Origin of the sequence: Alcaligenes faecalis, assembly GCF_002443155.1 — a bacterium.
GTDB lineage: Bacteria > Pseudomonadota > Gammaproteobacteria > Burkholderiales > Burkholderiaceae_B > Alcaligenes > Alcaligenes faecalis.
Genome location: NZ_CP023667.1, coordinates 574,734 through 600,091 on the forward strand (window position 1 = coordinate 574,734; position 25,358 = coordinate 600,091).

The 25,358-nt window shown below is 57.3% G+C and carries 21 protein-coding genes and 1 tRNA gene; 14 read left to right on the forward strand and 8 right to left on the reverse strand.

Features of this window, described 5'->3' with window-relative positions; all coding sequences use genetic code 11:
• The first annotated feature begins 58 nt into the window (after window positions 1-58).
• Window positions 59-982: a UDP-3-O-acyl-N-acetylglucosamine deacetylase gene (lpxC, locus tag CPY64_RS02685; RefSeq protein WP_026485180.1), complete on the forward strand. Its 924-nt coding sequence runs from the start codon at window positions 59-61 to the stop codon at window positions 980-982.
• A 33-nt stretch (window positions 983-1,015) separates the two neighbouring features.
• Here lpxC and CPY64_RS02690 read toward each other — a convergent pair whose 3' ends face one another.
• Window positions 1,016-1,498, reverse strand: coding sequence for a DciA family protein (locus CPY64_RS02690; protein WP_042483463.1), 483 nt, complete (start codon window positions 1,496-1,498; stop codon window positions 1,016-1,018).
• A gap of 18 nt (window positions 1,499-1,516) precedes the next feature.
• Here CPY64_RS02690 and CPY64_RS02695 point away from each other — a divergent pair, with 18 nt between their 5' ends.
• The 3 genes from CPY64_RS02695 (at window position 1,517) to CPY64_RS02705 (ending at window position 6,405) form a co-directional block, all read left to right on the forward strand.
• Window positions 1,517-2,449 carry a M23 family metallopeptidase gene (locus CPY64_RS02695; protein WP_042483466.1) on the forward strand — a complete coding sequence of 311 codons (933 nt, stop codon included), beginning with the start codon at window positions 1,517-1,519 and terminating at the stop codon, window positions 2,447-2,449.
• Window positions 2,450-2,568: 119 nt separating this feature from the next.
• Entirely contained in the window at window positions 2,569-5,295 is a 2,727-nt protein-coding gene (gene secA, locus CPY64_RS02700) for a preprotein translocase subunit SecA (protein ID WP_042483468.1), read from the forward strand.
• Window positions 5,296-5,511: 216 nt separating this feature from the next.
• Complete coding sequence (locus tag CPY64_RS02705; protein ID WP_052362915.1) at window positions 5,512-6,405, forward strand: NAD(P)-binding domain-containing protein; 894 nt, start codon at window positions 5,512-5,514, stop codon at window positions 6,403-6,405.
• A 111-nt stretch (window positions 6,406-6,516) separates the two neighbouring features.
• On the opposite strand, the gene mgtE is transcribed toward CPY64_RS02705, so the two are convergent.
• From mgtE to CPY64_RS02720, 3 genes are all read right to left on the reverse strand, one after another.
• Entirely contained in the window at window positions 6,517-7,998 is a 1,482-nt protein-coding gene (gene mgtE / locus CPY64_RS02710) for a magnesium transporter (protein WP_042483470.1), read from the reverse strand.
• A gap of 21 nt (window positions 7,999-8,019) precedes the next feature.
• Window positions 8,020-8,364 (reverse strand): acyl-CoA thioesterase, encoded by a 345-nt coding sequence (locus CPY64_RS02715; RefSeq protein WP_003803527.1) that lies wholly within the window; start codon window positions 8,362-8,364, stop codon window positions 8,020-8,022.
• A gap of 185 nt (window positions 8,365-8,549) precedes the next feature.
• Complete coding sequence (locus CPY64_RS02720; RefSeq protein WP_042483472.1) at window positions 8,550-9,749, reverse strand: M20 aminoacylase family protein; 1,200 nt, start codon at window positions 9,747-9,749, stop codon at window positions 8,550-8,552.
• Window positions 9,750-9,829: 80 nt separating this feature from the next.
• Between CPY64_RS02720 and CPY64_RS02725 the strand changes: the two genes are divergently transcribed.
• A complete protein-coding gene (locus tag CPY64_RS02725; protein ID WP_042483474.1) occupies window positions 9,830-11,527 on the forward strand; it encodes an AMP-binding protein in 1,698 nt (565 codons plus the stop codon).
• 159 nt (window positions 11,528-11,686) lie between these two features.
• Here CPY64_RS02725 and CPY64_RS02730 read toward each other — a convergent pair whose 3' ends face one another.
• Window positions 11,687-12,550: an inositol monophosphatase family protein gene (locus tag CPY64_RS02730; RefSeq protein ID WP_042483475.1), complete on the reverse strand. Its 864-nt coding sequence runs from the start codon at window positions 12,548-12,550 to the stop codon at window positions 11,687-11,689.
• Window positions 12,551-12,683: 133 nt separating this feature from the next.
• On the opposite strand from CPY64_RS02730, the gene mnmC reads away from it, so the two are divergent.
• The 9 genes from mnmC (at window position 12,684) to glnQ (ending at window position 22,602) form a co-directional block, all read left to right on the forward strand.
• Entirely contained in the window at window positions 12,684-14,549 is a 1,866-nt protein-coding gene (mnmC, locus tag CPY64_RS02735; RefSeq protein WP_042483478.1) for a bifunctional tRNA (5-methylaminomethyl-2-thiouridine)(34)-methyltransferase MnmC2/FAD-dependent 5-carboxymethylaminomethyl-2-thiouridine(34) oxidoreductase MnmC1, read from the forward strand.
• A 151-nt stretch (window positions 14,550-14,700) separates the two neighbouring features.
• The gene (locus tag CPY64_RS02740) at window positions 14,701-16,869 is read left to right on the forward strand and encodes a glycoside hydrolase family 31 protein (RefSeq protein ID WP_042483603.1); all 2,169 of its coding nucleotides are present in this window, start codon (window positions 14,701-14,703) and stop codon (window positions 16,867-16,869) included.
• 265 nt (window positions 16,870-17,134) lie between these two features.
• Window positions 17,135-17,210 (forward strand) — tRNA-Lys (locus CPY64_RS02745).
• A 246-nt stretch (window positions 17,211-17,456) separates the two neighbouring features.
• A complete protein-coding gene (locus tag CPY64_RS02750; protein WP_042483482.1) occupies window positions 17,457-18,467 on the forward strand; it encodes a methionine ABC transporter ATP-binding protein in 1,011 nt (336 codons plus the stop codon).
• The gene (locus CPY64_RS02755) at window positions 18,464-19,123 is read left to right on the forward strand and encodes a methionine ABC transporter permease (protein ID WP_042483486.1); all 660 of its coding nucleotides are present in this window, start codon (window positions 18,464-18,466) and stop codon (window positions 19,121-19,123) included. Before CPY64_RS02750 ends, CPY64_RS02755 begins: the two co-directional genes overlap by 4 nt.
• 50 nt (window positions 19,124-19,173) lie before the next feature.
• Complete coding sequence (locus CPY64_RS02760) at window positions 19,174-19,965, forward strand: MetQ/NlpA family ABC transporter substrate-binding protein (protein ID WP_009455007.1); 792 nt, start codon at window positions 19,174-19,176, stop codon at window positions 19,963-19,965.
• 227 nt (window positions 19,966-20,192) lie between these two features.
• Complete coding sequence (glnH, locus tag CPY64_RS02765) at window positions 20,193-20,924, forward strand: glutamine ABC transporter substrate-binding protein GlnH (RefSeq protein WP_371317319.1); 732 nt, start codon at window positions 20,193-20,195, stop codon at window positions 20,922-20,924.
• Window positions 20,925-21,097: 173 nt separating this feature from the next.
• Window positions 21,098-21,877, forward strand: coding sequence for an ABC transporter permease subunit (locus CPY64_RS02770; protein WP_096917372.1), 780 nt, complete (start codon window positions 21,098-21,100; stop codon window positions 21,875-21,877).
• Window positions 21,874-22,602, forward strand: a complete 729-nt coding sequence (gene glnQ / locus CPY64_RS02775; RefSeq protein WP_042483491.1) for a glutamine ABC transporter ATP-binding protein GlnQ — start codon at window positions 21,874-21,876, stop codon at window positions 22,600-22,602. The genes CPY64_RS02770 and glnQ overlap by 4 nt, the downstream gene beginning before the upstream one ends.
• Window positions 22,603-22,719: 117 nt before the next feature.
• On the opposite strand, the gene CPY64_RS02780 is transcribed toward glnQ, so the two are convergent.
• The 3 genes from CPY64_RS02780 to CPY64_RS02790 form a co-directional block, all read right to left on the reverse strand.
• A complete protein-coding gene (locus CPY64_RS02780; protein WP_042483494.1) occupies window positions 22,720-23,427 on the reverse strand; it encodes a membrane protein in 708 nt (235 codons plus the stop codon).
• A 163-nt stretch (window positions 23,428-23,590) separates the two neighbouring features.
• Window positions 23,591-24,301, reverse strand: a complete 711-nt coding sequence (murU, locus tag CPY64_RS02785) for an N-acetylmuramate alpha-1-phosphate uridylyltransferase MurU (RefSeq protein WP_042483497.1) — start codon at window positions 24,299-24,301, stop codon at window positions 23,591-23,593.
• On the reverse strand, window positions 24,301-25,347 hold the full coding sequence (locus CPY64_RS02790; RefSeq protein WP_042483499.1) for an aminoglycoside phosphotransferase family protein: 1,047 nt from the start codon (window positions 25,345-25,347) through the stop codon (window positions 24,301-24,303). Before CPY64_RS02790 ends, murU begins: the two co-directional genes overlap by 1 nt.
• Between the last annotated feature and the right edge of the window lie 11 nt (window positions 25,348-25,358).

Below are 25,358 nucleotides of genomic sequence, written 5' to 3' on the forward strand. Positions count from 1 at the left end.
CCCGTATTACGGTTACAATAGTCTTTGCGAACAACACTTTACAAGTACAAGAACAGCTATGCTTCGTCAGCGCACCATCAAGAATGTCATCAGTACCAAAGGAGTCGGCTTGCACTCTGGTCGTCGTGTCGAACTGACACTGCGCCCTGCTGCGCCTGACACGGGTATTGTGTTTCACCGTATCGATCTGCCCGAAATCGTGGATTTGCCCGCGCAGGCAGACAAGGTCGGTGGTACGCGTATGGCTTCTGTGCTGATCAAGGATAATGTCCGGGTGTCGACCGTAGAGCATTTGATGTCGGCCATCGCTGGCCTGGGCATTGATAATCTGCACGTGGACCTGACAGCCGAAGAAGTACCCATCATGGATGGCAGTGCCGGTACGTTTGTGTACTTGTTGCGCTCGGCAGGCCTGCAAGAGCAGGAAGCTGCCAAGAAGTTTTTGCGTGTCCTCAAGCCCATCGAAGTTTCTGAAGGCGAGGGGCAGGACATTAAATGGGCCCGTCTGGAGCCCTATGAAGGCTTTGCCCTTCAGTTTTCCATCGATTTTCACCACCCGGCCATTGATGCAACGGCCAATTTTGCCGAGGTGGATTTTGCGCACGACTCGTACGTGAAGACCATTTCGCGTGCGCGCACCTTCGGGTTCGCCAGCGAAGTGGAAGCCTTGCGTGCGGCTGGTCTGGCCCGTGGCGGCAGTTTGGACAATGCCATCGTCATGGACGAGTACCGCGTTCTGAACAGCGACGGTCTGCGTTACGAGGACGAGTTCGTCAAGCACAAGATTCTTGATGCCATTGGCGACTTGTACCTGATTGGCCACCCCCTGATTGCTCGCTATGTGGCGTGCAAATCCGGCCATGGTTTGAACAACCAGTTGGCGCGCGCCTTGCTCGCCGCCCAGGATAGCTGGGAACTGGTGACTTTCGAGTCTGCTGCCAGTGCACCCCATGCATTTTCCAGCGAGTGGAAATTCGCTTGATCCTTGCCTAGGGTTCCGATCTTGGTGCTTTGTTTAGCCGCGATGATGACGCAACAAGCGTTCGATGGCTTGCGCCAAGGGACCTTGCGGCAATGAGTCATGCAGCTTTTCGAACGATTCCAAGGCCCGTTCGTCCAGGACTTGTACCTGGCGTGCGGGCTTTTCTGTCACGCTTGCAAACAAATGGGCTTGCACGTGCACCAGCGCCTCGCTAATGTTCCAGCCAGCGGCATTCATCTGCCGTGTGACAGTGGGCAAAAGCTGGCGCAGCTTGGCCGCATGCGCCGCGCTGGGAACTGCCAGCGTCAATTGCTGTCTGTCTATACGGGCTACTTTACAAGCCTTGCCCAAAGCAGGTGGCAAGGCTTTGCTTACATGGGTCTGAGCCGCCATCAGCTGCCGGGCCATTTCCAGTACCTGGGAACCTTGCTGGTCGCTGGCCAGCCAACCCAAAGCGTGGCTTTGCCCGCTACTGCGTTTTGGCGCGGATGAGGAAAAAGGAGGCTTCCAGGACATGTTCGAGGTTATACGAGAGTGGATCAACATAAAGACTATACGTCCTTAGATGCCAAAGCCAAAGGGGTCCGCCGTACGGTGATCGCCCTGGTGGCCTTGGTGTCGCTGGGCGTTTCCGCAGCGGCGGGAGCTCTGGTGCAGTCGCACTGGGGTGAACGCAGCGGTGTGTCGCTGGATGCGGATATGGCCCAAAGCCAGGCCGCCGCCATGCAGGACAACGTTACCCGCCTGGCTGAGAAAGTCGGCGGTTTGCAGGCCAAGCTGATCGAGATGGATGGTGTCAGCAAGCGCGTGGCCAAGGCTGCCGGGATCGAGTATACCGATCCGGAGCTGGCCGGTGCCATGCCTGTGCAGGATCTGGCCGTCATGGACAGCATGGATGGCGCTGACCTGGTCTGGAACGCCGACCGTTTGGGCGAGCAGCTGGATAATCTGGCCAAACAGATGTCCGAGCAGCAGGACTGGTTCCAGATGCTGGATACGGTGCTGACCGAGCGCACCGGCAACGAAGCCCGCTTGCCCAATTACCGTCCGGTGGATTATGACGAGGTAGCTTCCTCCTTTGGCTGGCGTCGTCACCCGATTTCGGGTCGCCACGCCCTGCACGAGGGGCTGGATTTCCCGGCTCCCAAGGGCACGCCTATTTATGCGGCCTCTGGCGGGGTCGTGTCCGAAGCCCGCTATATGACAGGCTACGGCAAGCTGGTGGAAATCAATCACGGCAATGGCATGAGCACGCGATACGCCCATGCGTCATCAATCGTTGTTAAATTAGGCGACGTAGTAGAAAAAGGGCAGTTGATCGCCCGCGTTGGATCTACTGGCCAGTCCACAGGCTCACACCTGCACTTTGAAGTGCGCATGGCCGGACATGCCCTGGATCCCAAGCTTTTTCTGCCGGCGCGTGAGTACGTAGAGCAGCAAGTCGCGCAATTGGATTCGGACAAGTAGTTCCGTCTTGCAGCATGTGCGTTAAACTGATTGTTTGCTTGCGCATCCCTTTTAACCAGAGATAGGCTCGAGGCACAGATTCAAGCCCTTGCGGCCTCGCCTACATTGACGACACAAGAATGGTTTCATTGCTGAAAAAGCTTATTGGCAGTCGTAACGACCGACTGCTCAAACAGTACCGTAAGCAGGTCGCCCAGATTAATGCTCTAGAGCCTACTATTCAGGGCCTGAGCGATGAGGCCTTGGCAGCCAAGACGCAGGAGCTGCGCCAACGTGTTCAGGATGGCGCCTCGCTTAACTCGCTCTTGCCCGAGGCGTTTGCCGTCGTGCGCGAAGCGGGTATCCGTGTGTTTGGCATGCGCCACTTTGACGTGCAGATGCTCGGTGCCATTGCTTTGCACAATGGCAAGATTTCCGAAATGCGTACGGGTGAGGGCAAGACCCTGACCGCGACCCTGGCCGTGTACCTGAATGCACTGTCCGGCAAGGGCGTGCACGTGGTGACTGTCAACGATTACCTGGCACGACGCGATGCGAACTGGATGGGCCGTCTGTACAACTTCCTGGGTCTGAGCGTGGGCGTCGTAGTTCCCCAGCAAGACAATGCCGAGAAGATTGCTGCCTACCAGGCCGACATTACCTACGGGACCAATAACGAATTTGGTTTTGACTACCTGCGCGACAATATGGAATACCGCGCCGAGGATCGCCGCCAGCGCGGTTTGTCCTACGCGATTGTCGACGAAGTTGACTCCATCCTGATTGACGAAGCCCGTACACCGCTGATCATCTCCGGCCAGGCCGAAGACAATACCGAGCTGTACGTGCGCATGAACGTGGTCCCGCCCATGCTGACACGCATGACGCAAGAGCCTCGTCCCCACGAGCCCGAGCCCGAAGGCGACTTCTGGGTCGATGAAAAGGGCCAGCAGGTTCATATTTCCGAAGCCGGTCACGAACGTGCCGAGCAGATCCTGACCGAAATCGGTCTGCTGCCCGAAGGCGAGTCGCTGTACGAGCCACGTCACATTTCCCTGATGCATCACCTGATGGTCGCTCTGCGCGCCCACAACCTGTTCTTCCGCGATCAGCAATACGTGGTTCAGGACGGTGAAGTGGTGATCGTGGACGAGTTCACGGGCCGTTTGATGGCCGGTCGCCGCTGGTCCGATGGCCTGCACCAGGCCGTGGAAGCCAAGGAAGGCGTTCGCATCCAGAACGAAAACCAGACCCTGGCGTCGATTACCTTCCAGAACTACTTCCGTATGTATGACAAGCTGGCTGGCATGACCGGTACAGCAGATACGGAAGCCTACGAGTTCCAGGAAATCTACAGCCTTGAAACCGTCATCATTCCACCGAATCGTCCGCTGGCCCGCAAGGACCAGAACGACCAGGTCTTTAAAACCGATGACGAGAAGTTCAACGCCATTCTGAAAGACATCCAGGACTGCCACGAACGTGGTCAGCCTGTTCTGGTGGGCACCACCAGCATTGAAAACTCCGAGCTGATCTCCACACGCCTGAACGCCGCGGGTGTCAAGCACGAGGTGCTGAACGCCAAGCAACACGCCCGTGAAGCCGATATCGTGGCTGAAGCTGGTATGCCGGGTCATGTGACCATCGCTACCAATATGGCCGGTCGTGGTACCGATATTGTGTTGGGTGGCAGCATCGAGCGTCCGATTGCTCAGGTTCGTGAAGACGAGTCCCTGAGCGCCGAACAGAAAGAAGCCAAGATCCAGGCTATCCGCGCCGCGTGGGAGCCTTTGAACCAGCAGGTCAAACAGGCTGGTGGTTTGCGCATTATTGGTACCGAGCGTCACGAGTCCCGCCGTATCGACAACCAGTTGCGTGGTCGTGCCGGTCGTCAGGGTGACCCAGGTTCCTCGCGCTTCTACCTGTCGCTGGAAGATTCGCTGATGCGCATCTTCGCCGGTGACCGGGTGCGCGCCATCATGGAGCGTCTGCGTTTGCCAGAGGGCGAGCCTATCGAAGCCCGTATGGTGACTCGTTCCATCGAGTCGGCCCAGCGCAAGGTCGAGGCCCGCAACTTCGATATTCGTAAACAGCTGCTGCAGTATGACGACGTGGCCAACGATCAGCGCAAGGTGATCTACGCCCAGCGTAACGAAGTGCTGGAGTCCGCTGATATTACCGACACCATCAGCAGCCTGCGTGAAGCGGCTGTCAGCCGTCTGTTCCGTGAATACGTGCCGCAAGACACGATGGAAGAGCAATGGGATATCCCTGGCCTGACTACTGCTTTGCAAAGCACCTTCCAGATTGAGCTGCCTTTGGCTGAAATGCTGGAGAAAGAATCCAATCTGACTGACGATGATTTGCACGATCGCGTTATCGATGAGTCCCAGCGTCTGCTGCAAGCCAAGATTGATATGGTAGGCCAGCCTAACTGGGGCAACTTCGAGCGTTCGGTGCTCTTGCAGTCCATTGATACGCAATGGCGTGGCCATTTGCAGGCTCTGGATCACCTGCGTCAGGGTATTCATCTGCGTGGTTACGCCCAGAAAGACCCCAAACAGGAATACAAGCGCGAAGCTTTCGAGCTGTTCTCCGACATGCTGGACCGTGTGCGTGATGAAGTGGTCAAAGTGCTGATGACCGTGCGCATCCAGACACCGGAGCAGGTTGAGGAAGCGGCTGTTGAAGCACCCGCCAACTCCAATGTTCGTTTCCATCATTCGGATTACGACGCTGCCCTGAGCGGTGAAGATCCCGGTCTGGATGAAGCAGCCAAGGGTGAAGTGCCACGCGTGGGCCGTAACGATCCTTGCCCATGCGGCAGCGGCAAGAAATACAAGCAGTGCCACGGACGCTTGAACTGATTTTGAGTCAAGCCGCCCAGCCTGCTGGCTGTTAGCAGCAAGCCCCATGCGCCTCTCTGGCTCATGGGGTTTTTTCTTGGATTCCCATTTTGTTGTTGCGGGCTAATTTCGGAATGGGCATATCGCAGTCATGCGGGGTTATTTTTCCCTGTAAGCTACAGGGCGCAGCCTGGTGTTACCGGCTGCAGCTTATCGTTTTCTCTGTGTGTTTCCTCTATGACAACATCTCCCTTATTGCATCGAGTTGCCCTGATCGGGGCGGGCGAAGTCGCGCGTTTTTATGGTGCCGCCTTGAAGTCGGCGGGTGTGCAGGTGCCATTTATCCTGGTGCGCCGGGAAAGTGCCCCAGCCAGTGAGCTGGCTCAGCAATTGGGGGCGCAGCTGTGTTCGCAGGCGGATGCGCGCTGGCAGGATCTGGACGGGGTGTTGTCGGCTGTCACGGGGACACAGGCAGAGGTAGTGGCCAAGGCCGTCATGCCGCATTTGTCCTCCGGAACACTGTACATGGACTTGTGTACGGCTGAGCCTCAGGACATGGAAAGCATGGACGCCCTGGCGCAACAGCATGGAATCGAGCTGGCTGATCTGGCGATTATGGGCTCTGTGCCCTCTACGGGCGCGCAGACGGCTTTATTGGCTGCAGGACAAGGGGCAGGCAGGGCAGCGGCCTTCTGGCAGGCTCAGGGCGCTCCTGTGCGGATTCTGCCAGGGAAGGCCGGGGATGCGATGCGCTTGAAGCTGCTACGCAGCCTGATGACCAAGGGGCTGGAGGCATTGGGGATTGAAAACCTGATGCTGGCTGAACGCATGGGTTTACGGGCCGAGCTGTATGAAGTACTGGAGGATTTGAATCAGCGGGGTTTGCAGGACTTCATGGAGTCCTGCTTGCGCAGCCATCTGGTGCATGGTGTGCGCCGCCGTGACGAGGTTTTGCAAGTACGTCGTCAGCTGGAGCTGGCAGGCATCGCACCAAGAGTGACCAATGGCGTGCTGGATTTCTTTGAGCACACAGCGCAGACCGAGTCTCTGCAAAGAGCTCAGGCTGTGGGGACGCAGGAGAGTCTGGAGGTGTTTCTGGAAGAGGCCCGGCTGTCGTCCTCCCGGTCTTAGTCGCCTGGAAGGATAGTTTGATGCTCGCATCAGATGCTTCGTGTCTGAGTTTGAGGCAGACATAAAAAAACCGGCCAGGAGCCGGTTTTTTTAATCATGCCCGCGGGCGATTTATAGCAGGAACACCGTCGCCAGTCCCAGGAACAGCAGGAATCCCAGCGAGTCCGTCGCAAAGGTCAGCAGTACCGAGGAGCCCACAGCGGGGTCATTACCAAAGCGATCACGCAGAATCGGGATCATGACGCCCAGCGCCGCGCCAATCAGCATATTGCCGATCATGGCAGCCATCATCACGGCGGCAATGGCGATCGAGCCGGAGATGAACCAGGCAAAGAAAGCCGTCACCGCGCTGCCACAGATTCCGACCAGGAAGGTCACCAGCAGTTCACGCTTGATCAGCGGGATGACGTTGGAACCCGTGACCCGGCCAGTGGCAATGGCACGAATAATCATGGTCATGGTCTGGTTGCCGGAATTGCCGCCAATACCGGCCACAATCGACATCAGGAAAGCCAGGATCACGATGTGGCTGACGGTGTCCTCAAAGCGCGAGGCAATAAAGGAAGCCGTTGCTGCCGTACAGAGGTTGATCAGCAGCCAGGGGGCCCGGTTGCGGATAGCCGTACGGATGGGCGAGAAAATGTCGTCCTCTTGCAGACCGGCACGAGACAGGGCCTGTTCTTCCGAGTCCTCTTGCAGCACGTCCACCACTTCGTCAATGGTGACTCGGCCAATCAGGCGGCCAATATCGTCCACCACGGGAGCAGACACCAAGTCATAACGCTCAAAGGCCCCGGCAGCATCCGAGTCCGAATCCAGTGGATTCAGAGTCAGATAGTCGGTGGACATGACGGAGGACACCAAGGTTTCAGGCTCACTGACCAGCATGCGGGTCAGGGACAGCGTGCCTTGCAGTTTATCGGCCCGGTCCACCACAAAGATCTGGTCAGTGTGGTCGGGCAGCTCCTGCAAGCGACGCAGGTAACGCAAGACCACTTCGAGGGTCACGTCCTCGCGCACGCGCACCATGTCAAAGTCCATGATGGCACCCACTGTATCTTCGGGGTAGCCCATGGCTTCGATCAGTTGCGCACGCTCTTCGTCTGTCAGGCCGCGCTGGACGGCGGCCACCACATCGGGCGGCAGATCAGGCACCAGATCGGCAATTTCGTCGGCATCCATATTGCCGGCGGCGGCGATCAGGTCCGCAGCGTCCATGGAACGAATCAGCGATTCACGTGCCCAGTCCGCTACTTCCAGCAGCACATCTGCATCGTGCTCGGCATCCACCAACTGCCAGATGGCCTGGCGTTCCAGCTCGGGCAAGGACTCCAGAATGAAGGCAATGTCAGCTGGGTGCAGATCGTTCAGGATGGACTTGATCTCGCTCTCATGCTGGCGATGGATCAAGCCCTCAAGCAGGTTGGAGCGGTCGTCGTCCTCGAACTGGCGCTGGGCCAGCGACTCCACCACTTCCTGGCGTTTGAGGATGTTTTTCAGGCGATACAGTGCCTGCTGCGCATCCTCGGGCTCCAGACGGCGCGGCTTGGGAGTGTCACTGGGCGAAGTAGGGGGTACCAGGTTTTCCTGCATAGGCCTGCCTGTCACGAATACTTAGAGAGGGGGCAGCGGGCGGCTGCGGCGCTCGTCATCGGTGGCCACATAGGTAAGCGTGGCTTCCGTTACCTTGACCGTTTCCAGTTGCAGGCGTTTGCGCTCGGCATACACCTCGACTGAAACCGTAATGGAGGTACGGCCTGTTTTAATGATTTCTGTGTAGAAACTGAGCAAATCACCCACAAACACGGGCTGCTTGAAGGTGAAGGCATTCACGGAAATGGTGGCAACCCGGCCTTGGGCGCGTCGTGTTGCAGGAATCGCTCCGGCAATGTCCACCTGGGACATGATCCAGCCACCAAACACGTCACCGTGAATATTGGCGTCTGTGGGCATGGGCATGACGCGCAGGGTGGGGGCTCCGTCCGGGAGCGAAGAGATGTTGCTTGAAGTAGTCACAAATACTCCCGTATTGGAAGAAAGGGTGGTGGGACAGATGCCCGTCGCACGGAACGCACGCCGTCAACAATAGAACCTGCCATTGTAACGGCAAGCCTTGGCCCCGCTATGAAACATTTGTTAAAGCATCAACGGTGTTGTGCCAGCCAGTCCAGGGCCAACTTGGCCCAGTAGCTGGCTCCAATGGGGATCAGGGCGTCGTTGAAATCGTAGCTGCCGTTATGCAGCATGCACGGACCCATGCCGTGGCCCTGGCTGCGATGGTCGCCGTCGCCGTTGCCTAGCCAGACATAGCAGCCGGGGACTTCCTGCAGCATGAAGGAGAAATCTTCGGCACCCATGGAGGGGCGGATGTCCTGTCGCAGCTTGTCGGGGCCGACCAGCTCCCGGATGACTTGCGCGCAAAAGGCCGCTTGCTCGGGATTATTGATGGTGGGAGGGTAGCGGCGGTCAAAGTCGAACTCGGCCTTGCAACCCTGGGCGGCACAGCTTTGCTCGCACAGTTCGCGCATGCGGGTCTCGACCAGATCCAGCGCTTCGGTGGAAAAGGTGCGTACCGTGCCGCGCATGACGGCTTCGTTGGGGATGACGTTGTCGGCCGAGCCGGCATGAATCTGGGTAATGCTCAGCACCACGGGCTCCAGCGGGTCCACATTGCGGCTGACAATGGTTTGCAGGCTTTGCGCCAGTTGTACCGCCGCCATGATGGGGTCCACGCCCAGATGGGGCATGCCACCGTGGGCACCTTTGCCTTCAATGCGAATTTCAAAGGTATTGCTGGATGCCATCATGCCGCCTGGCAAGACGCCGAAGGTGCCGGTGGGCATGCCGGGCCAGTTATGCAGGCCAAAAACAGCTTGCATGGGGAACAGCGTGAACAAGCCGTCCTTGATCATTTCGCGTGCGCCGCCAAAGCCTTCTTCAGCCGGCTGGAAAATCAGATAGATGGTGCCCGCAAAATCACGGTGCTCGGACAGGTAGCGCGCTGCGCCCAGCAGCATGGCGGTATGTCCATCGTGTCCACAGGCATGCATCTTGCCGTCGTGACGGCTTTTGTGTTCGAACTCGTTCAGCTCCTGCATGGGCAGGGCGTCCATATCGGCACGCAGCCCCACGGATGGCCCCTCGCCACCCGTACCTTTCAGGATACCGACAACACCCGTCACGCCCAGGCCACGATGCACCGGAATGCCCCATTTCTCCAGCCAGGACGCGACCTGATCGGCTGTCCGGGTTTCCTCGAAAGCCAGTTCGGGGTAGGTATGGAGATCACGCCGGATGGCCGCAATTTCATGGGACCAGGCGGAAATGGGATCAAACAGCTTCATGATGCGGGCTTGTCCTTGGGCTTGAACAATAAAGTAGAGTAGAGTTAACCATAAATAAACACGTATTAGGTGACAAGCCCTTGGATACTCAGCAAAAACCTTGGCTCGAGCATTATCCGGCCTCCGTGCCCCATGACATTCAGCTAGGCGCCGAGCAGACCTTGATCGATTGTCTGGATGCCGCCATGAAAAAGCATAAGGACAGGACTGCGCTGACCTTTATGGGGCATGACATTTCCTATGAGCATCTGGATCGCAGCGCGGATGCCTTTGCGGCCTGGTTGCAAGCGCAGGGCCTGGAGCGTGGCAGCCGTGTGATGCTGATGCTGCCCAATGGTTTGCCTTTCCTGATCTGCCTGCTGGGTACGATGCGAGCGGGCATGGTGGGCGTCAACACCAATCCGCAATACACCGAACGTGAGCTGGAGTTTCAACTGGCCGATAGCCAGGCCCAGGTTATTGTGATTCTGGAAACCTTTGCGCATGTGCTGCAGCAAGTTCCAGACAATGTGAAGCCTGCCCACGTGGTGTTGAGTACCGTGGGCGATCTGATGGGCCTCAAGGGCAGTGTGGTGAATTTTGCCGTGCGTTATTTGAAACGCATGGTGCCATCTTATTCCTTGCCGGGTTCGCAGCGTCTGGAAGCGGTGCTGGAGCAGGGCAGCAAATTGAGCCTGAGCCGTCAGCCCGCCAAACCGGATGATCTGGCGCTGTTGCAATACACGGGCGGCACAACGGGCCGTCCTAAAGGCGCCATGCTGAGTCAGCGCAATTTGATGGCAAACGTCTTGCAGGTGGAGGCCGTGGGCTTTCCCGCTTTGGGCGACTTTAAAGGCCCGGCTTACACCATGATGGTGGCCTTGCCGCTGTATCACATCTTTGCGCTGACGGTTTGCGGCCTGTTCGCCATGTATGCCGGCATGCATATGGTGCTGGTGATGAATCCGCGTGATCTGAATTCGGTGTACAAGGCCTGGAAACGCAATCCGCCTGAGGTCGTTCCCGCAGTGAATACCTTATTCAATGCACTGGCGAATCACGAAAAATTCCGTACCTTGCCGTTTGCGCAGCTCAAGCTGTGTCTGGCCGGTGGCGCCGCTTTGCAAAAAGCTGTGGCCGAGCGTTGGCTGGCTGTGACGGGCTGCCCCTTGATCGAGGGTTATGGTTTGTCAGAAACCTCGCCGGTGGTGGCGGTGAACTCGACGGATTCACGCGAGTACAGCGGCACGATTGGCTTCCCCTTGCCCTCTACCGATGTGCTCTTGCTGGATGAGCAAGGCCAGCCAGTCGCTATGGGAGAACAGGGCGAGGTGGCAGTCAAAGGGCCACAAGTCATGTCGGCTTACTGGAACCAGCCAGAGGAAACCGCCAATGTCTTTACGCCCAATGGTTTCTTGAAGACGGGTGATATTGGTGTCATGGATCAGCAGGGTCGGATTCGCCTGGTGGATCGCAAGAAGGACATGATTCTGGTGTCGGGCTTTAACGTCTATCCGAATGAAATTGAAGACGTGGTTGCGGCTCACCCCGATGTGCTGGAAGTGGCCGCGGTGGGCGTGCCTAGCGAGCATAGCGGTGAAAGCATCAAGCTGTTTGTGGTGAAGCGTAATCCGTCCTTGACCGAAGCTGATATCAAGCAGTGGTGCAAGGAGCGTCTGACGGCGTACAAGCGTCCCCGCATTATTGAGTTCCGTGATGAACTGCCCAAGAGCAATGTGGGCAAGATCTTGCGCCGCGTCCTGCGGGATGAGGAAGCCAAGCCTGAAGCGCAGGCTTGATTTGGCGGTTTGGAGGAAGGGGCGATTATTCAGCAAATTGCTAAACCTTGCCTGCAACCTGATCTGCATGAAAAAAGCGAGCCGTTTTAAATGGCTCGCTTTTTTATCGGGCGATGATGATCGGAGCAGGAAGTTTGGCAACTGGCCCCGAATCAGGCGTTAAGGCTTGGGTTTGGTCGGACGCTGTGTCAGCGAGGGACGCACCATACCCAGCAATTCATCGGCAATGTGGGCATTACCTGCGTAGACGTGGCCACTGACGGGCCAGGGCTCTTCCTGATACAAGTCCTGGCATACGCCCTTGGCTTCACGCACCAGCAAAGTGCCAGCGGCAACGTCCCAGGGGGCCAGGCCCATTTCCCAGTAACCGTCGTAACGACCGCAAGCTACCCAGGCCAGATCCAGTGCGGCGGCACCCATGCGGCGCACGCCGCGGCTGCCTGTAATGGCGGTGTTCAGGCTGGGCATGTACTGGTCGGAAAAAGAGAAATCGCGGAAGGGAAAGCCTGTGGCCAATACCGAGTCCGCCAGTTTTTTCGATGAGGATGTCTGAATACGGCTGCCATTCAACCAGGCGCCTACACCGTACATGGCTGTAAACAGCTCTTCGCGGTTGGGGTCGTAGACCACGGCAATGACCGGGGTGTCCTGGGGCAGTACGCCGTTATCCATTTGGGTGCCGGCAGGAGCAATCAGGGCGACTGAGACGGCATAGTGCGGGATGCCGTGCAGGAAATTGGTAGTGCCATCCAGCGGGTCTATATACCAGGTGGGGCGGCCCGTATTTACGCCGCCGCTTTCCTCGGCCACGATATCAATGTCGGGGGTACGTTCCATCAGCACACTGATGCAGGCCTGCTCGGCTTCGTGATCGGCTTGCGAGACCAGATCGTTGTGCATTTTGTTGCTGATCACCAGAGAGCTACGGTCCGACGCATAGGCTTGTAAAATAGCGGCGGCGGCATGGGCTGCAGTAACAGCAGCGTCCAGGCAGGCGCTGAGCGGTAAACGTGACAATGGCATGGCAATCCGGTTTTAAAAAAGAAAAAATCTGGAACAGAGACTTTTCATTGTACGTGTTTGTTGGTGTCAGTTTGATTAAGGCCAGTTTAAGGGGTTAGACCGTGTGTGAGTGTTGTTATGGGCAGGAAAATTAATGGCTGCCTCTGCGTTTGAGCCCCTGGTCCCGGCCGTTCTGGAATTCAATGAGCACGGCGTGCCTGTCAGTGCGGTGTACCAGGATAGCTATCACCCGGCAGATGGCCCTTTGGGGCAGGCTCGCCGGGTGTTTCTGCAAGGCAATGGTCTGCCAGAGCGTTGGCGGGGGCGATCTCAATTCACGATTTGCGAAACTGGCTTTGGACTGGGAGCCAGTTTTCTGGCGACCTGGCAGGCCTGGCGTCAGGATACGGAACGCAGTCAGAAACTGCATTTTGTCTCGGTAGAAGCCCATCCTTTCCGTCAGGCGGATCTGGCGATTCTGTACGCCCGTTTGCCCCAGGAGTTGCAGCCTCAAGCCCAGGAGTTGCTGGCCGCCTGGCCCATGCTGGTGCCGGGCATACACAGACTGGAGCTGGACGAGGGGCGAGTCACGCTGACCTTGGCTTTTGGGCAAGCCGAAACCATGATGCGCGAGCTGCAATGTCATGCAGACGCGTTTTACCTGGATGGCTTTGCACCCCGTGGGAATCCTTCCATGTGGTCGCGTTCGGTCCTGGGGCAACTGGTGCGTCTGGCTGCGCCGGGGGCGACAGCGGCTTCCTGGTGTTGTGCCGGGCAGGTGCGCCGTGATCTGGCCTCGGTAGGGTTTGAAGTGGAAAAAGTCCCCGGTGCCGGGGGTAAGTGGTGCACCATTCGCGCTCGCTTGCGTCCCCATCTGGGACGCCGTAGCAACCTGCCGCCGCAGCAAGGGCGGGTAGTGGTGATTGGTGCGGGTCTGGCGGGGGCGGCCTGTGCCTGGGAGTTGGCCCGTAAAGGCGTGCCTGTGCTGGTTTGTGACCCGGCACTGAGCAAGGGCCTGGATGCCACGCATCAAGGTCACCGTCTGGCTGCTATCTCTCCTGTATTCGCTCTGGATGATGCTCCCTTGGCCCGCTTGAGCCGCAATGCGGTCCTGCATGCCTGGCGGGGCTGGAAAACCTTGCCGGAAACGGCCCGCCCGCGTCGGGTCGGGACGCTGGTGTTTGGTCAGGCAGGCAATAGTGATGCTGAGATTCAGCAGGCGCTGGAGCGTTTGGCCTTGGACCAGGATTGGGTGCAGTGGCTGGATCGCGAACAGGGCTCGGCCCTGGCTGGAGTGCCGCTGCAAGGTGGGGGCCTGTATTTTCCGCAAGGCATGGTGGTGGATCCGGGCGCATTGGTTGCCTGTCTGCTGAATCACCCTTTGATTGAATGTCTGCCTGAGCACGTGTCCTTGACGGCCGGTCAGGAGCCGGGCGTGTGGGATGTCTGCAATCAGCGAGGAGAGCGCCTGGAAAGCAGCAATCGTGTGGTGATAGCCGCGGCAGCGCAAAGCCTGAGCCTGCTGCCCGACGAGCTCCTGGCTCAGCATCCCATGCCACGGCTGGCAGCGATGCAGCGCCTGGCCGGGCAGGTAACGTACTTGCCTGTCAAACAGGCTTTGACGCGTGGCGAAGTGACTTTAAGCGGCCAGGGATATATCCTGCCTGTTGACCCGCAGGGGCAAGTCATCGGTAGCACCTACGAGCGTTTTGGTGAATCTGCCCAGGTCAGTCGCCAGGGCCATCAGCAAAATATAGAAAAAGTTTCTGCCATGCTGGCCAATCCCGTTGGGAAGGTGGACACACCCGAACAGGGCTGGGCCGGTTGGCGTTGTGCCTTAAGTGATCATTTGCCCGTGATGGGTTTTGTGCCGGGTCAGCCCGGTTTGTTTATGGCTGCGGCTTACGGCTCACGTGGTTTGAGTTGGAGCCTGCTGGCAGCCAGCTTGTTCGCCGCTTATTGTCTGGAGGAGCCCATTCCTTTGGAGCGGCGTTTGGAGCAAGCCTTAATACCCCGCTAAGGCCTGTTTTTCGAATTATTTCGGCGAAATTTGAAGCAACATTTTCCTTTGTAGCGCAAATACGTCAAAATAGTGGCCTTGTTAAGTAATCTTGAGCGTGACCCTGCGATCAGCATCGTGCCGTTCGCTCCACTCTGACGACGTGACACAATTGTTTAATCATCTGAGTTTGTTGACGACGAAACCGGCCCAGGCCGATTTCGCTTTTGTCGAAACCGATTTTGCGCTGCGCATCGAAGCTCATGCGCCGGGTGTTTTTCGTTTCCGCTGTATGCCGCTTGCTCGGCTCGATAACGAAAAGCTCAGTACCCGTGCCAAGGCTTTGGGCGATATGCTGCTGGCCCGCCACGAGGCGGTCAGCGAATTTCAACTGGAAACAGCCGATTCCGGCTGGCGGATTGAGCAGGGCGAAGTCGCCTTGCATATTCAGTCCAAGCCCTGGCGCTTTGAGGTCCGGCGCGGCGATCAACTGCTCTTGAGCAGCGCGGCGCAACCTTTGACGCTGGAGCAAGAGCCCAACAGCTGCTGGCAACTGGATCTGGCCCTGGCCGAGGAAGATGCCCTGTATGGTCTGGGAGAAACCTTGGGCGAGCTGGACCGCCGCGAGGAAACGGTTGATACCGATCGCCCGGACGACCGCAGCCTGCCCTTGCTCTGGAGCACCCAAGGGTGGGGGCTGTACATCAATACCTTCGAGCGGGTTGAGCACGATCTGGGTCAGCAAGACCTCGATGCGTACCGCGCTCGCGTGCACGCTGCCGAACTGGATTTCTTCCTGTTCCTGGGCGATCCCAGCGAAATCATCAATCAGTACTCCGCCTTGACGGGCCGTGCTGGTCAGCCTGGTGTCACGCCCATGGGCTTGTGGCTGGATGGCGCTCAGGCGCAGGATGTGACGTCCTTGCGTGAGTTGGCCAATCAGTGCCGCGAGCAGGGTATTGCGCTGGATGTGGCCGTCTTGCCGCCCCCCGAGCCTTACGACTTCCAGCAGGACAAGCCTACGCTGGAGTGGGATGCCGCCCGCATGGCTGACCCCCGCGACGCTTTCTCCGCCTTGCAGAATGATCAGTTGCAGCTGGCCGCCTGGACTCGTCCTTGCGTACAGGCTGGCACCAGCCTGTTTGAAGAGTGGGAAGATCGCGGTTGGCTGCTTATCAATGATGACGACGGCTGCGCCTATGTATTCCCTGGCGACGAGCTGAGCGGTGGCCGTGACTACGGCTTGCTGGATCTGACCCACAAAGACGTGTTCCGCATGTGGACCGAGCGCCAGCGTCAGATGGTCGACGATGGTCTGGGTGCCGTGCTGTGCAATGCCCGTTTTGATATTCCTGATGCCATCACCAGCCGTGGTGGCGAGTCTGGCGCCTTGCTGCGTGCGATTTACCCTGTGCTGGCGCGTCAGGCCTTGTTTGACGCTGTTGCCGGTCACAAGACGCCGCAAGAAGGCGTGGTTGCCAGCCGCGACTTGAGCCCATCTTCCCAGCGCTTTGCCTGGCAGTTGGGTCCACAAGTGGAAAACACCTGGGCAGGTCTGACGCAATCCTTGAAGTCGGCCCTGGCTACGGGTAATAGTGGCGTGCCTATCCAGATTCATGGCTGGGGCAATGCAGCAGCATCGACTAGCGAAATGACACCCGAGCTGTACCTGCGCTGGTTGGCCATGTCGGTTTTCTCGGCGAACTTCAGCCTGCAAGGCATTTCTGCCTTGCGTCCTGATGCGTTTGATGAAGAAACCCAGGCTCAGGTTGCTCATTGGCTGGAGTGGCGTTTCCGTCTGGTGCCTTATGTATTGGGCATTATTGAAGACGCCGTGCGTACTGGCTTGCCGGTGCAGCGCTCCATGGCTCAAAGCTTCCCGGCAGATGCCCAGGCTCGCTTGTGGGATACCCAGTACTTGTTGGGGCCCGCCTTGCTGGTGGCTCCTGTCTTGCAGCCTGGTCAGGATGTTGAGGTCTATCTGCCTGAGGGCGATGCCTGGTGGGATCTGAGCACAGGCTGGCGCTATGAAGGCGGCACGACCTTGAAAATGACCGTGGGTCTGGATCGTTTGCCGGTCTTCGGCCGTGAGGGGCATATGTTGTGTCTGGGTCCGGTGGTCAAGCACACCTCCGAGTTCAACTCGGCCCGTTTGCTCGATGAGGTCTGGATGTTTGGCATGCCCGAGCACAGCCCGGTTGTGATGCGCAACAAGATTCGCGTCATGCAGATGCAGGGCTCCAGCTACATCAAGGGTCTGGAAGGATTGAAGATCCTGCCGTCCGAAGGGCTGGAGGTCAAACGCCGTGGTGCCGAGGTTCGTATTTCGCGTGCACGTTAAGCGCTAGACGAGTCTGATCGTCTTTGAATGCCTTTCGGCATTGGGGTCTGACCCCAGTACCGGGAGGCATTTTCTATTTTCAGCAGTCAATGTCTTTGGGCAGATGTTCAGATTTTGTTTCCGAAACCGGGAAAAGGGCTAGGGCAGGCCCGTCTCAAGGCCCTGTTTTCAGCTTTTTTAAAGAAAAACGCCTTTTTCCTGATTATTTTGCATTTAGTGCTTGACGGCTCCTTCGAATCAGGCCATAATTTCATCTTTCAGTCGGGGGTCGTTAGCTCAGTCGGTAGAGCAGCGGACTTTTAATCCGTTGGTCGCGCGTTCGAGTCGCGCACGACCCACCACTAAACTGAAACGTAGAAACAAGGCCGCTCTTAGCGGCCTTTTTCTTTGGGCGCTTGCCTTGCACAGCCAAGGTCACATCCGCGCATTGGCCGGTCGGAAATCTTGCTATACAGTGCAGCCCTCAGTATGGTTTCAATATTTCCATGGGTTATATCTATCTGGCCATAGGCAAATTTGCTTTATGGTAAATTTCGCTTACAGCTCAGGCTTTTATAACTCGACTGACTAACTAGGCTGAGTTCATCTTGATTCGTCTTGAACACATCTCAAAAACCTATTCCCTGGCAGGCAAGACCGTTCATGCTTTGAACGACGTTTCCTTGCAGATTCGCCAAGGAGATGTCTTCGGTATTATTGGTCGCTCGGGTGCCGGGAAAAGTACGCTGATCCGCATGCTCAATTTGCTCGAGCAACCCAGCTCGGGCCAGGTCTGGGTGCAGGATCAGGACATCACACGCTTTTCGGGTGCGCAGTTGCGCGCGTTCCGACAAGGTGTAGGCATGGTGTTCCAGCATTTCAATCTGCTTCATTCCCGCACGGTTCTGGATAATGTCTGTTTTCCTCTGCGCCTGGCAGGAGTAGATCGTGCCCAACGTCACGCTCGCGCTCTGGAAGTGCTGGAGCTGGTGGGCTTGAAGGACCATGCCAACAAGTATCCCCGCCAGTTATCGGGTGGGCAGCAGCAGCGTGTCGGTATTGCGCGTGCCCTGGCCAACCGACCTCAGCTTTTGCTGTGCGACGAAGCGACCTCGGCGCTGGACCCGGAAACCACTCAGTCCATCTTGCGTTTGCTACGCGAGATCAATCAGGAGTTGGGGCTGACCATTGTCCTGATTACCCACGGCATGGACGTGATTCGCTCTGTCTGTGATCGGGTTGCCGTGATTGATGCCGGCAAGATCGTGGAGTGTGGTGAAGTGCTGGATGTGTTCCTGCACCCGCATCATCCCACTACGCAGTCCTTGCTCAGTGAAAGTGGCGTGAACGCTGACGACTGGCATGCCTTGGCAGAAGGTGTGCCCGGTAGCGTCATGCGCTTGAGCGTGCGCGGTGTGGCGACAACGGAGCCGTTGATCAGCCGTATCACCAGCCAGCTGGGGCTGAATGTCAGTATTTTGCAGGGCGCCATTGGCCGCATCAAAACCGAACCTTACGGACAATTGGTTGTGGCCGTGGAAGGCGATGCGCAGGCTAAAGCAGGGCTGGATGCCTTGCTGACTGAATTGAATGTCCAATTTGAGGTATTGCGACCATGAACTTTAGCAACCTGGATTGGGCGCTGATTGGTGAGGCCACGATTGATACCTTGTTGATGACGGGTATTTCGCTGGGCTTTACCGCAATTATTGGTTTGCCATTAGGCGTGTTGCTGTTTCTGACCAGCCGCAAGCAGATGCTGGACAATGCCTGGATCTACCAGACCTTGTCCCTGATCGTGAATATTTTGCGGTCCGTGCCGTTTTTGATTCTCCTGATCGTCATTATTCCTTTGACGCGCATTCTGGCCGGTACGTCGTTGGGGGTGCAGGGTGCGATTCCGCCTCTGGTCTTGAGCGCCGCGCCGTTTTTTGCCCGTTTGGTGGAGAACGTTCTGCGTGAACTGGACCCCGGTGTGAATGAGGCCTGCCGTGCCATGGGAGCGAACTCCCGTCAGACCGTTTTGCTGGCTTTGCTGCCCGAAGCCACAACCGGCATTGTGGCGGCCCTGATTGTGACCGCGATTGCGCTGGTGGGGTATTCGGCCATGTCCGGTGTGATCGGCGGCGGTGGTCTGGGTGACCTGGCCCTGCGCTTTGGTTATCAACGTTATCAAACGGATGTCATGGTGGTTACCGTGACGATCCTGGTGGTGCTGGTGCAACTCCTGCAGGTGTTTGGAGACGCCATGGTGGCTCGTTTGAGCCGAAAATAAGTCCCGGCAGCGATCGTCATAGTCCTGCCTTTCTGAAACTGGAGTCGCTCATGTCTTTGAAGAAATTTGTTCCCGTTCTGGCCTTGTCCGTGTCGGCTCTGCTGGCCAGCGTGGCCCAAGCCGCCGAGACCCTGTCGGTTGCTGCTACCCCCGTGCCGCACGCCGAGCTGCTGGAGTTTGTGAAGCCAGCTCTGGCCAAGGAAGGCGTGAACCTGGATATCAAGGTGTTCACCGATTACGTGCAGCCCAACCAGCAAGTTGCTGACGGCCATATCGATGCCAACTTCTTCCAGCACAAACCTTACCTGGATACCTTCAACAAAGAACACAAAACCGATCTGGTGTCGGTGGCCGTGGTTCACGTTGAGCCCTTTGGTGCCTATTCCACCAAGATCAAGAGCCTGGACGAGCTGAAAGAAGGCGCACTGGTGGCGATCCCCAACGATCCCTCCAACGGTGCCCGTGCCTTGCTGCTGCTGCAAAAAGCCGGTGTTCTGACTCTGAAAGATCCTTCCAACATCCTGGCAACTTCGCGTGATGTGGACCAGAACCCCAAGAAGCTCAAGTTTAAGGAACTGGAAGCTGCTACGCTGCCTCGCGTGCTGGCTGACGTGGATATCGCCCTGATCAACACCAACTACGCGCTGGAAGCCGGTCTGAACCCGACCAAGGATGCCCTGGCCATTGAAGGTGCAGATTCGCCTTACGCCAACCTGATCGCCGTGGCTGCCAAGTCCAAGGACGACCCACGTGTTGCCAAGCTGATCCAGGCTTTGCATAGCGAAGACGTGAAGAAATTCATCGCTGACAAGTACAAGGGTTCTATCGTTCCTGCGTTCTGAATTTGAGTTTTGACAGGACTCGCTGTATGAAAAACCTCGGGATTTCCCGAGGTTTTTCTTTTTTTAAAACTATTAAATACAAACAGTTGTGCTGCTTCGGGTAGGATAGATCAACGCTGGGGCAGGTCATGAGCCTGCGCTGACTTGGGTAAAACATCGAACTGGCTGGTTTTTGGTCAGTCCCTACAGAGGAGTAACGGATGTTCAATAAGAAAATGAAAACCCTGATGGCCGGTTTGGCCTTGGCTTTGGCTTTGCCCGCTGGGCAGGCCTTGGCGCAACAAGGCAAAGAGCTGGTGGTCGCAACCGATACGGCGTTTGTGCCTTTTGAGTTCAAGCAAAACGGTAAATACACCGGCTTTGACATCGACCTGTGGGATGCCGTCGCCAAAAAGGCCAACCTGAATTACCGCTTCCAGCCCATGGACTTCAACGGCATTATTCCAGGTCTGCAAACCCGCAATCTGGATGCCGCGCTGGCCGGGATCACCATTCGTGATGACCGCAAGCAAGTGATCGATTTCTCCGATCCGTACTACGAAAGCGGTCTGGCCATTCTGGTCAATACCGATAACTCAGACATCAAGGCCGCCTCCGACCTGGAAGGCAAGACGGTAGCGGTGAAGATTGGTACCGCCACGGTGGACTTCATGCAGCGCTCGGTGCCTACTGCCAAGCTCAAGCTGTTTCCCAATATCGATAATGCCTTCCTGGAACTGGCAACGGGCCGTGTGGATGCCGTGGTGCATGACACACCTAACGTGCAGTACTACGCCCAGACTGGCGGCAAGGATCGTGTGAAGGTGACTGGCGCGGTGAAAAGCGGTGACTTCTACGGTATAGCCTTCCCCAAGGACAGCGAGCTGGTTCCGGTCGTGAACCAGGCCCTGAAAGACATTCGTGCTGATGGCACGTACGACAAAATCTACCAGAAATGGTTTGGCAAGCAGCCTGATTAAACAGGGCTGAAGCCAAGCGCATGCCAAGCGGTGATCGCGTGTCGTAACGGGATCACCGCTTTTATTTTTTGACGCTCTGTTTCGGGCGTTTATTCAAAGACAAAGGTAGCACTGTGACTTTTGAATGGGACGCTATCTGGGGGGCTTTACCCAGCCTTCTGGAAGGTACAAAAATGACGCTGCTCATTACCCTGTCGGGTTTGGTGGGCGGTGCTGTATTAGGTTTTCTGACCGGGGTGATTACCACCTACATTCGGGTACCGGTCACTTGGCGCCGAGCCGCTTTGTTCGTGCTGGGGCTGCTGGTTTTGGGCTTTGTGCTCAAGGGTCTGTCCTGGTTGATGAGTAACTGGCTCAGTTTCATCCCCGCCTGGATCTGGAACTCTGTGCAGGCGCTGATCGCCCTGTCCTTGCTGGGTTTTTTCAGACGTTATCTGCTGCTGGTGCTGTCGTTCCTGTGCCAGCTATACGTGCTGCTGATACGCGGTACCCCCATCGTGGTGCAAGTGATGTTCATCTACTTTGCACTGCCCATGCTGGCCAATATTCGTATTGATGGTCTGACGGCGGCGATCTTCACCTTGATGATCAACTCCGGGGCCTATATTTCCGAGATCGTGCGGGGTGCCTTGCAGTCCGTGCCCAAAGGTCTGAAAGAAGCCGGGGAGGCGATGGGACTGCCATTTCACAAGATTTTGCGCCACATTATTGGGCCGGTGGCGTTTCGCCGCATGATTCCGGCCATGGGTAACCAGTGCATTATCAGCTTGAAGGATTCATCGCTGTTTATCGTGATTGGTGTGGCAGAGCTGACTCGCCAGGGCCAGGAGATTATTGCGAATAACTTTCGTTCGGTGGAGATTTGGGGTGCGGTGGCCGTGATCTATCTGATCCTGACCGGCCTGATTGCCCTGACTCTGAAGTTGATTGAACACCGCATGAGGATTGTATGAGTATTGTCGAGTTCAAGAAGGTAACCAAGCGCTTTGGAGACAATATCGTGCTCGACGATATCAGTCTGACGATTGATAAGGGCGAAGTGGTTGTGGTGGTGGGCCCGTCCGGATCGGGGAAATCCACGTTCCTGCGCTGCATTAACAAGCTGGAAGACATTCAGGCGGGCGACATTGTGGTCAACGGCTTGAGTGTGAATGGCACGCCAGCGCAGGTGCGTGAGCTGCGTCGGGAAGCCGGCATGGTATTTCAGCAGTTCAATCTGTTTCCGCAGATGAGTGCGCTGGAAAATGTCATGTTCGGGCCCGTGCATACCCGGGGCACCGGTCGCGCCCAGGCCCGTGAGGAAGCCATGGAGCTGCTGGCTAAAGTGGGCTTGGCTGAGCGCGTCAATCATTACCCCAATGAGCTGTCCGGTGGACAGCAGCAGCGAGTGGCCATCGCTCGCGCCCTGGCGATCAAACCCAAGCTGATGCTGTTTGATGAACCGACTTCTGCGCTGGACCCGGAGCTGCGTCAGGAAGTGCTCAAGGTCATGCAATTGCTGGCTGAAGAAGGCATGACCATGGTGGTGGTGACACACGAGATGGATTTTGCGCGTCGTGTGGGCAGCCGTCTGATCTTTATTGATCAGGGCAGGGTGGCGCACGATGGACCGCCTGCCGAGCTGCTGAGCGATCCCCCCAGTCAGCGCCTTAAGGACTTTTTGCAGCACGTGGCCTAAGAGTCTGCCGGGGTCGCTGGACATAAAAAAGCCCTTCAGGGTTTTGGCGATTGAGCCAAGGACCTGAAGGGCTTTCTTGTGACTGCCTGCCTGTGACAGACAGGCGGGCAGTGGTTGTTATCTGGAGGGTGTGACGTAGATGGTGCGAGTGGCAACCACTCGGTTTGCGCCATCAGGCTTGATGCGGATTGTGACCTGACGCGGTGTAAAGCCAGCGGGCAGCTCTGCGGAGCCATTGATATAGGCATAACGGCCTACACTGACAGTCTGGCTGGGCAGGTCCACATTTCCACTGCGGCCATTGCTATAACGACCAGCGGCCACAAACTCCATGGTGCCGGTGAACTCGGCCTCTTTGCCCTTGTCCTGCATCAATAGCACAAAGTGATTGAGCTGGCCTTCATTGACGGTGAATTCAGCAGCGCGAATACCGGGCGAGGTACCACGTGGATCCGGTGGCATGGCATCGGCAAACAGCGCGATGTCTTTTTCCAGCTTGGTGACCATGGCCTGCAGATCGCTGGTCTGCTTGCCCAGCTTGTCTTCTTTCTGGCTGACGTCTTCCAGATCGCGGCTGGTTTGATTCAATTGCGCTTGCAGGCGCTGCTTGTCTGCATTGGCAGTGTTCAGGTCATAGTGCAGTTGTTCGGACTGCTCTACGGTCAGGCGTGTCGGGCCATAACTCTTTTGCAAGAACAGCAGGCCACCGGCACCTAGGGCAATACCTGTCAACAATAGGACAAACCAGCGTGGAATACGGCGTTTTCGACGGCTGGAGCCGTAGGCGGTGGGTTTGAATACGGTGCGTTTGGAGGAACCAAGCATGAGAACAGACGTTCCTGTCAGACAAGGGACTCAAGGCAAATCAAGTCCTGATTACAAAACCCATTAGCATAGACGTCATTGGGGCGATGGAGGCGCGATAGCTGGCTTTGTTGCCCTTTGTTGTGCTTGGAAACGTCTGCCAGCGCGCCTGGAAAATATCAGTTTACTGTGAGGGCGCTAACGATTCCAAGTGTTGGTTTAACTGGGCTAATCGTTCCGGTGTGCCAACGTCCATCCAGAAGCCTTGATGCAGGCTGCCGAGTACCTGATGGCGCTCAATGGCGGCATGGAGCAAAGGCGCTGCTTTGGCGGGCTGGTCTTTAGGCAAGTGCGCAAAGAGCTCGGGCTTGTAGACGCCTATGCCGCTCAAGGTGGCACTACGGGCGCCTGCAAGGGTTTTGGCGCATAGATGCAATTGCCCTTCCTGCATGCCAAAGTCGCCTTCGGGATGGTGGGGCGGGTTGGGTGTCAGTATCAGCCAGGCCTGCTCCGGGCCTGCTTGCAGGCGTTCGGCCATGACCAAAGCTTGGGCAGGGTCCCAATCGGACCAGATATCCCCATTCATCAACAGGAAAGGCTGGTCCTGGAAAAAATCCAGCGCCTTGGCAATACCGCCAGCAGTTTCCAGGGCCGACGACTCTGGCGAGTAGCTCAGGCGCAAACCCCATTGGCTGCCGTCGCCCAGCGTGGATTCAATCTGCTCTCCCAACCAGGCGTGGTTGATGATGACCTCACGAAAGCCTGCTTTGGCCAGGGCACGCAAGTGCCAGACGATGAGTGGCAGGCCGCCTGCAGGAATCAGGGGTTTGGGGCAGGTGTCGGTCAAGGGGCGCATGCGCTCGCCTCGACCGGCTGCCAGAATCATGGCGCGCATCAGACCGTCATGCCCAGGACAGTTTGGCGGCCTTCCAGTCGGTTCAGCAGGCGCAGCAAGCCGTTGAAACATTCGTAGCGGCTGGCCACCTGGTGCACATAGCCCAGCAGGCGGGGCATATGGTCCAGATAATGATGTTTGTCGTCACGCAGGGACAGGCGCGCAAACACACCCAGAATACGCAAATTGCGTTGCAGGCCCATCCATTCATATTGCTGATGGAACACGGCAAAGTCGGCGGGTACGTCCAGACCGGCTTCCATGGCGGCCTGCCAGTAGCGAATCGCCCAGTCCAGTTGCTGCTCCTCGGTCCAGGTCACGCGCGCGTCCATGACCAGAGAAGCAATGTCATAGGTGATGGGGCCTGCCAAGGCGTCCTGGTAGTCGATCACGCCAGGCTCGGTCTGGCCGGGCAGGGGCATCATCAAATTAGGGCTGTGGAAATCCCGGTGCACGAGTACAGTAGCGCTTTGCACATTGGCCTGAACCAGCTCGGCAAAGGTTTTGCGCAACATGTCCTGATCTTTGTCGCTCAGCTCGAACTGGCGGTGCTTTTGGATGTACCACTCGGGGAACACCTGCAGCTCTTCGAGCAGGCGCTGTTCGTTGTACGCAGGCAAGCCCGTGGTGTCGGCCTGTTGCAATTTCACCAAGGTCAGCAGCGTACTGCGGTACAGTTTGTCCAGTTCGCTTTGCGGCATGGGGTTTTTCAGGGCGTTCTGAAAGTTGTCCTGCCCCAGGTCGCTTAACAGCAAGAAACCTTGCTCCGTATCGGCTGCCAGAATCTCGGGCACATGAATACCGGTGGGAGCCAGCAGTTCGGTGACGTGTACAAAGGGCTTGCAGTCTTCAGTGGCCGGGGGCGCATCCATCAAGACGACGCTGCGGTCCTGGGCTTGCAGGCGAAAGTAACGGCGAAAGCTGGCGTCGCTGGAAGCCGCTTGCAGGCTGTCGATCTCCAGCCCGAAGCGGGATTTCAGGGTGTTCAGCCAGGTGATGGCTTGTTGCAGGCGAGGGTCGGTAGCGGCAGAAATAGAAGCAGACATAAATTAAGGGA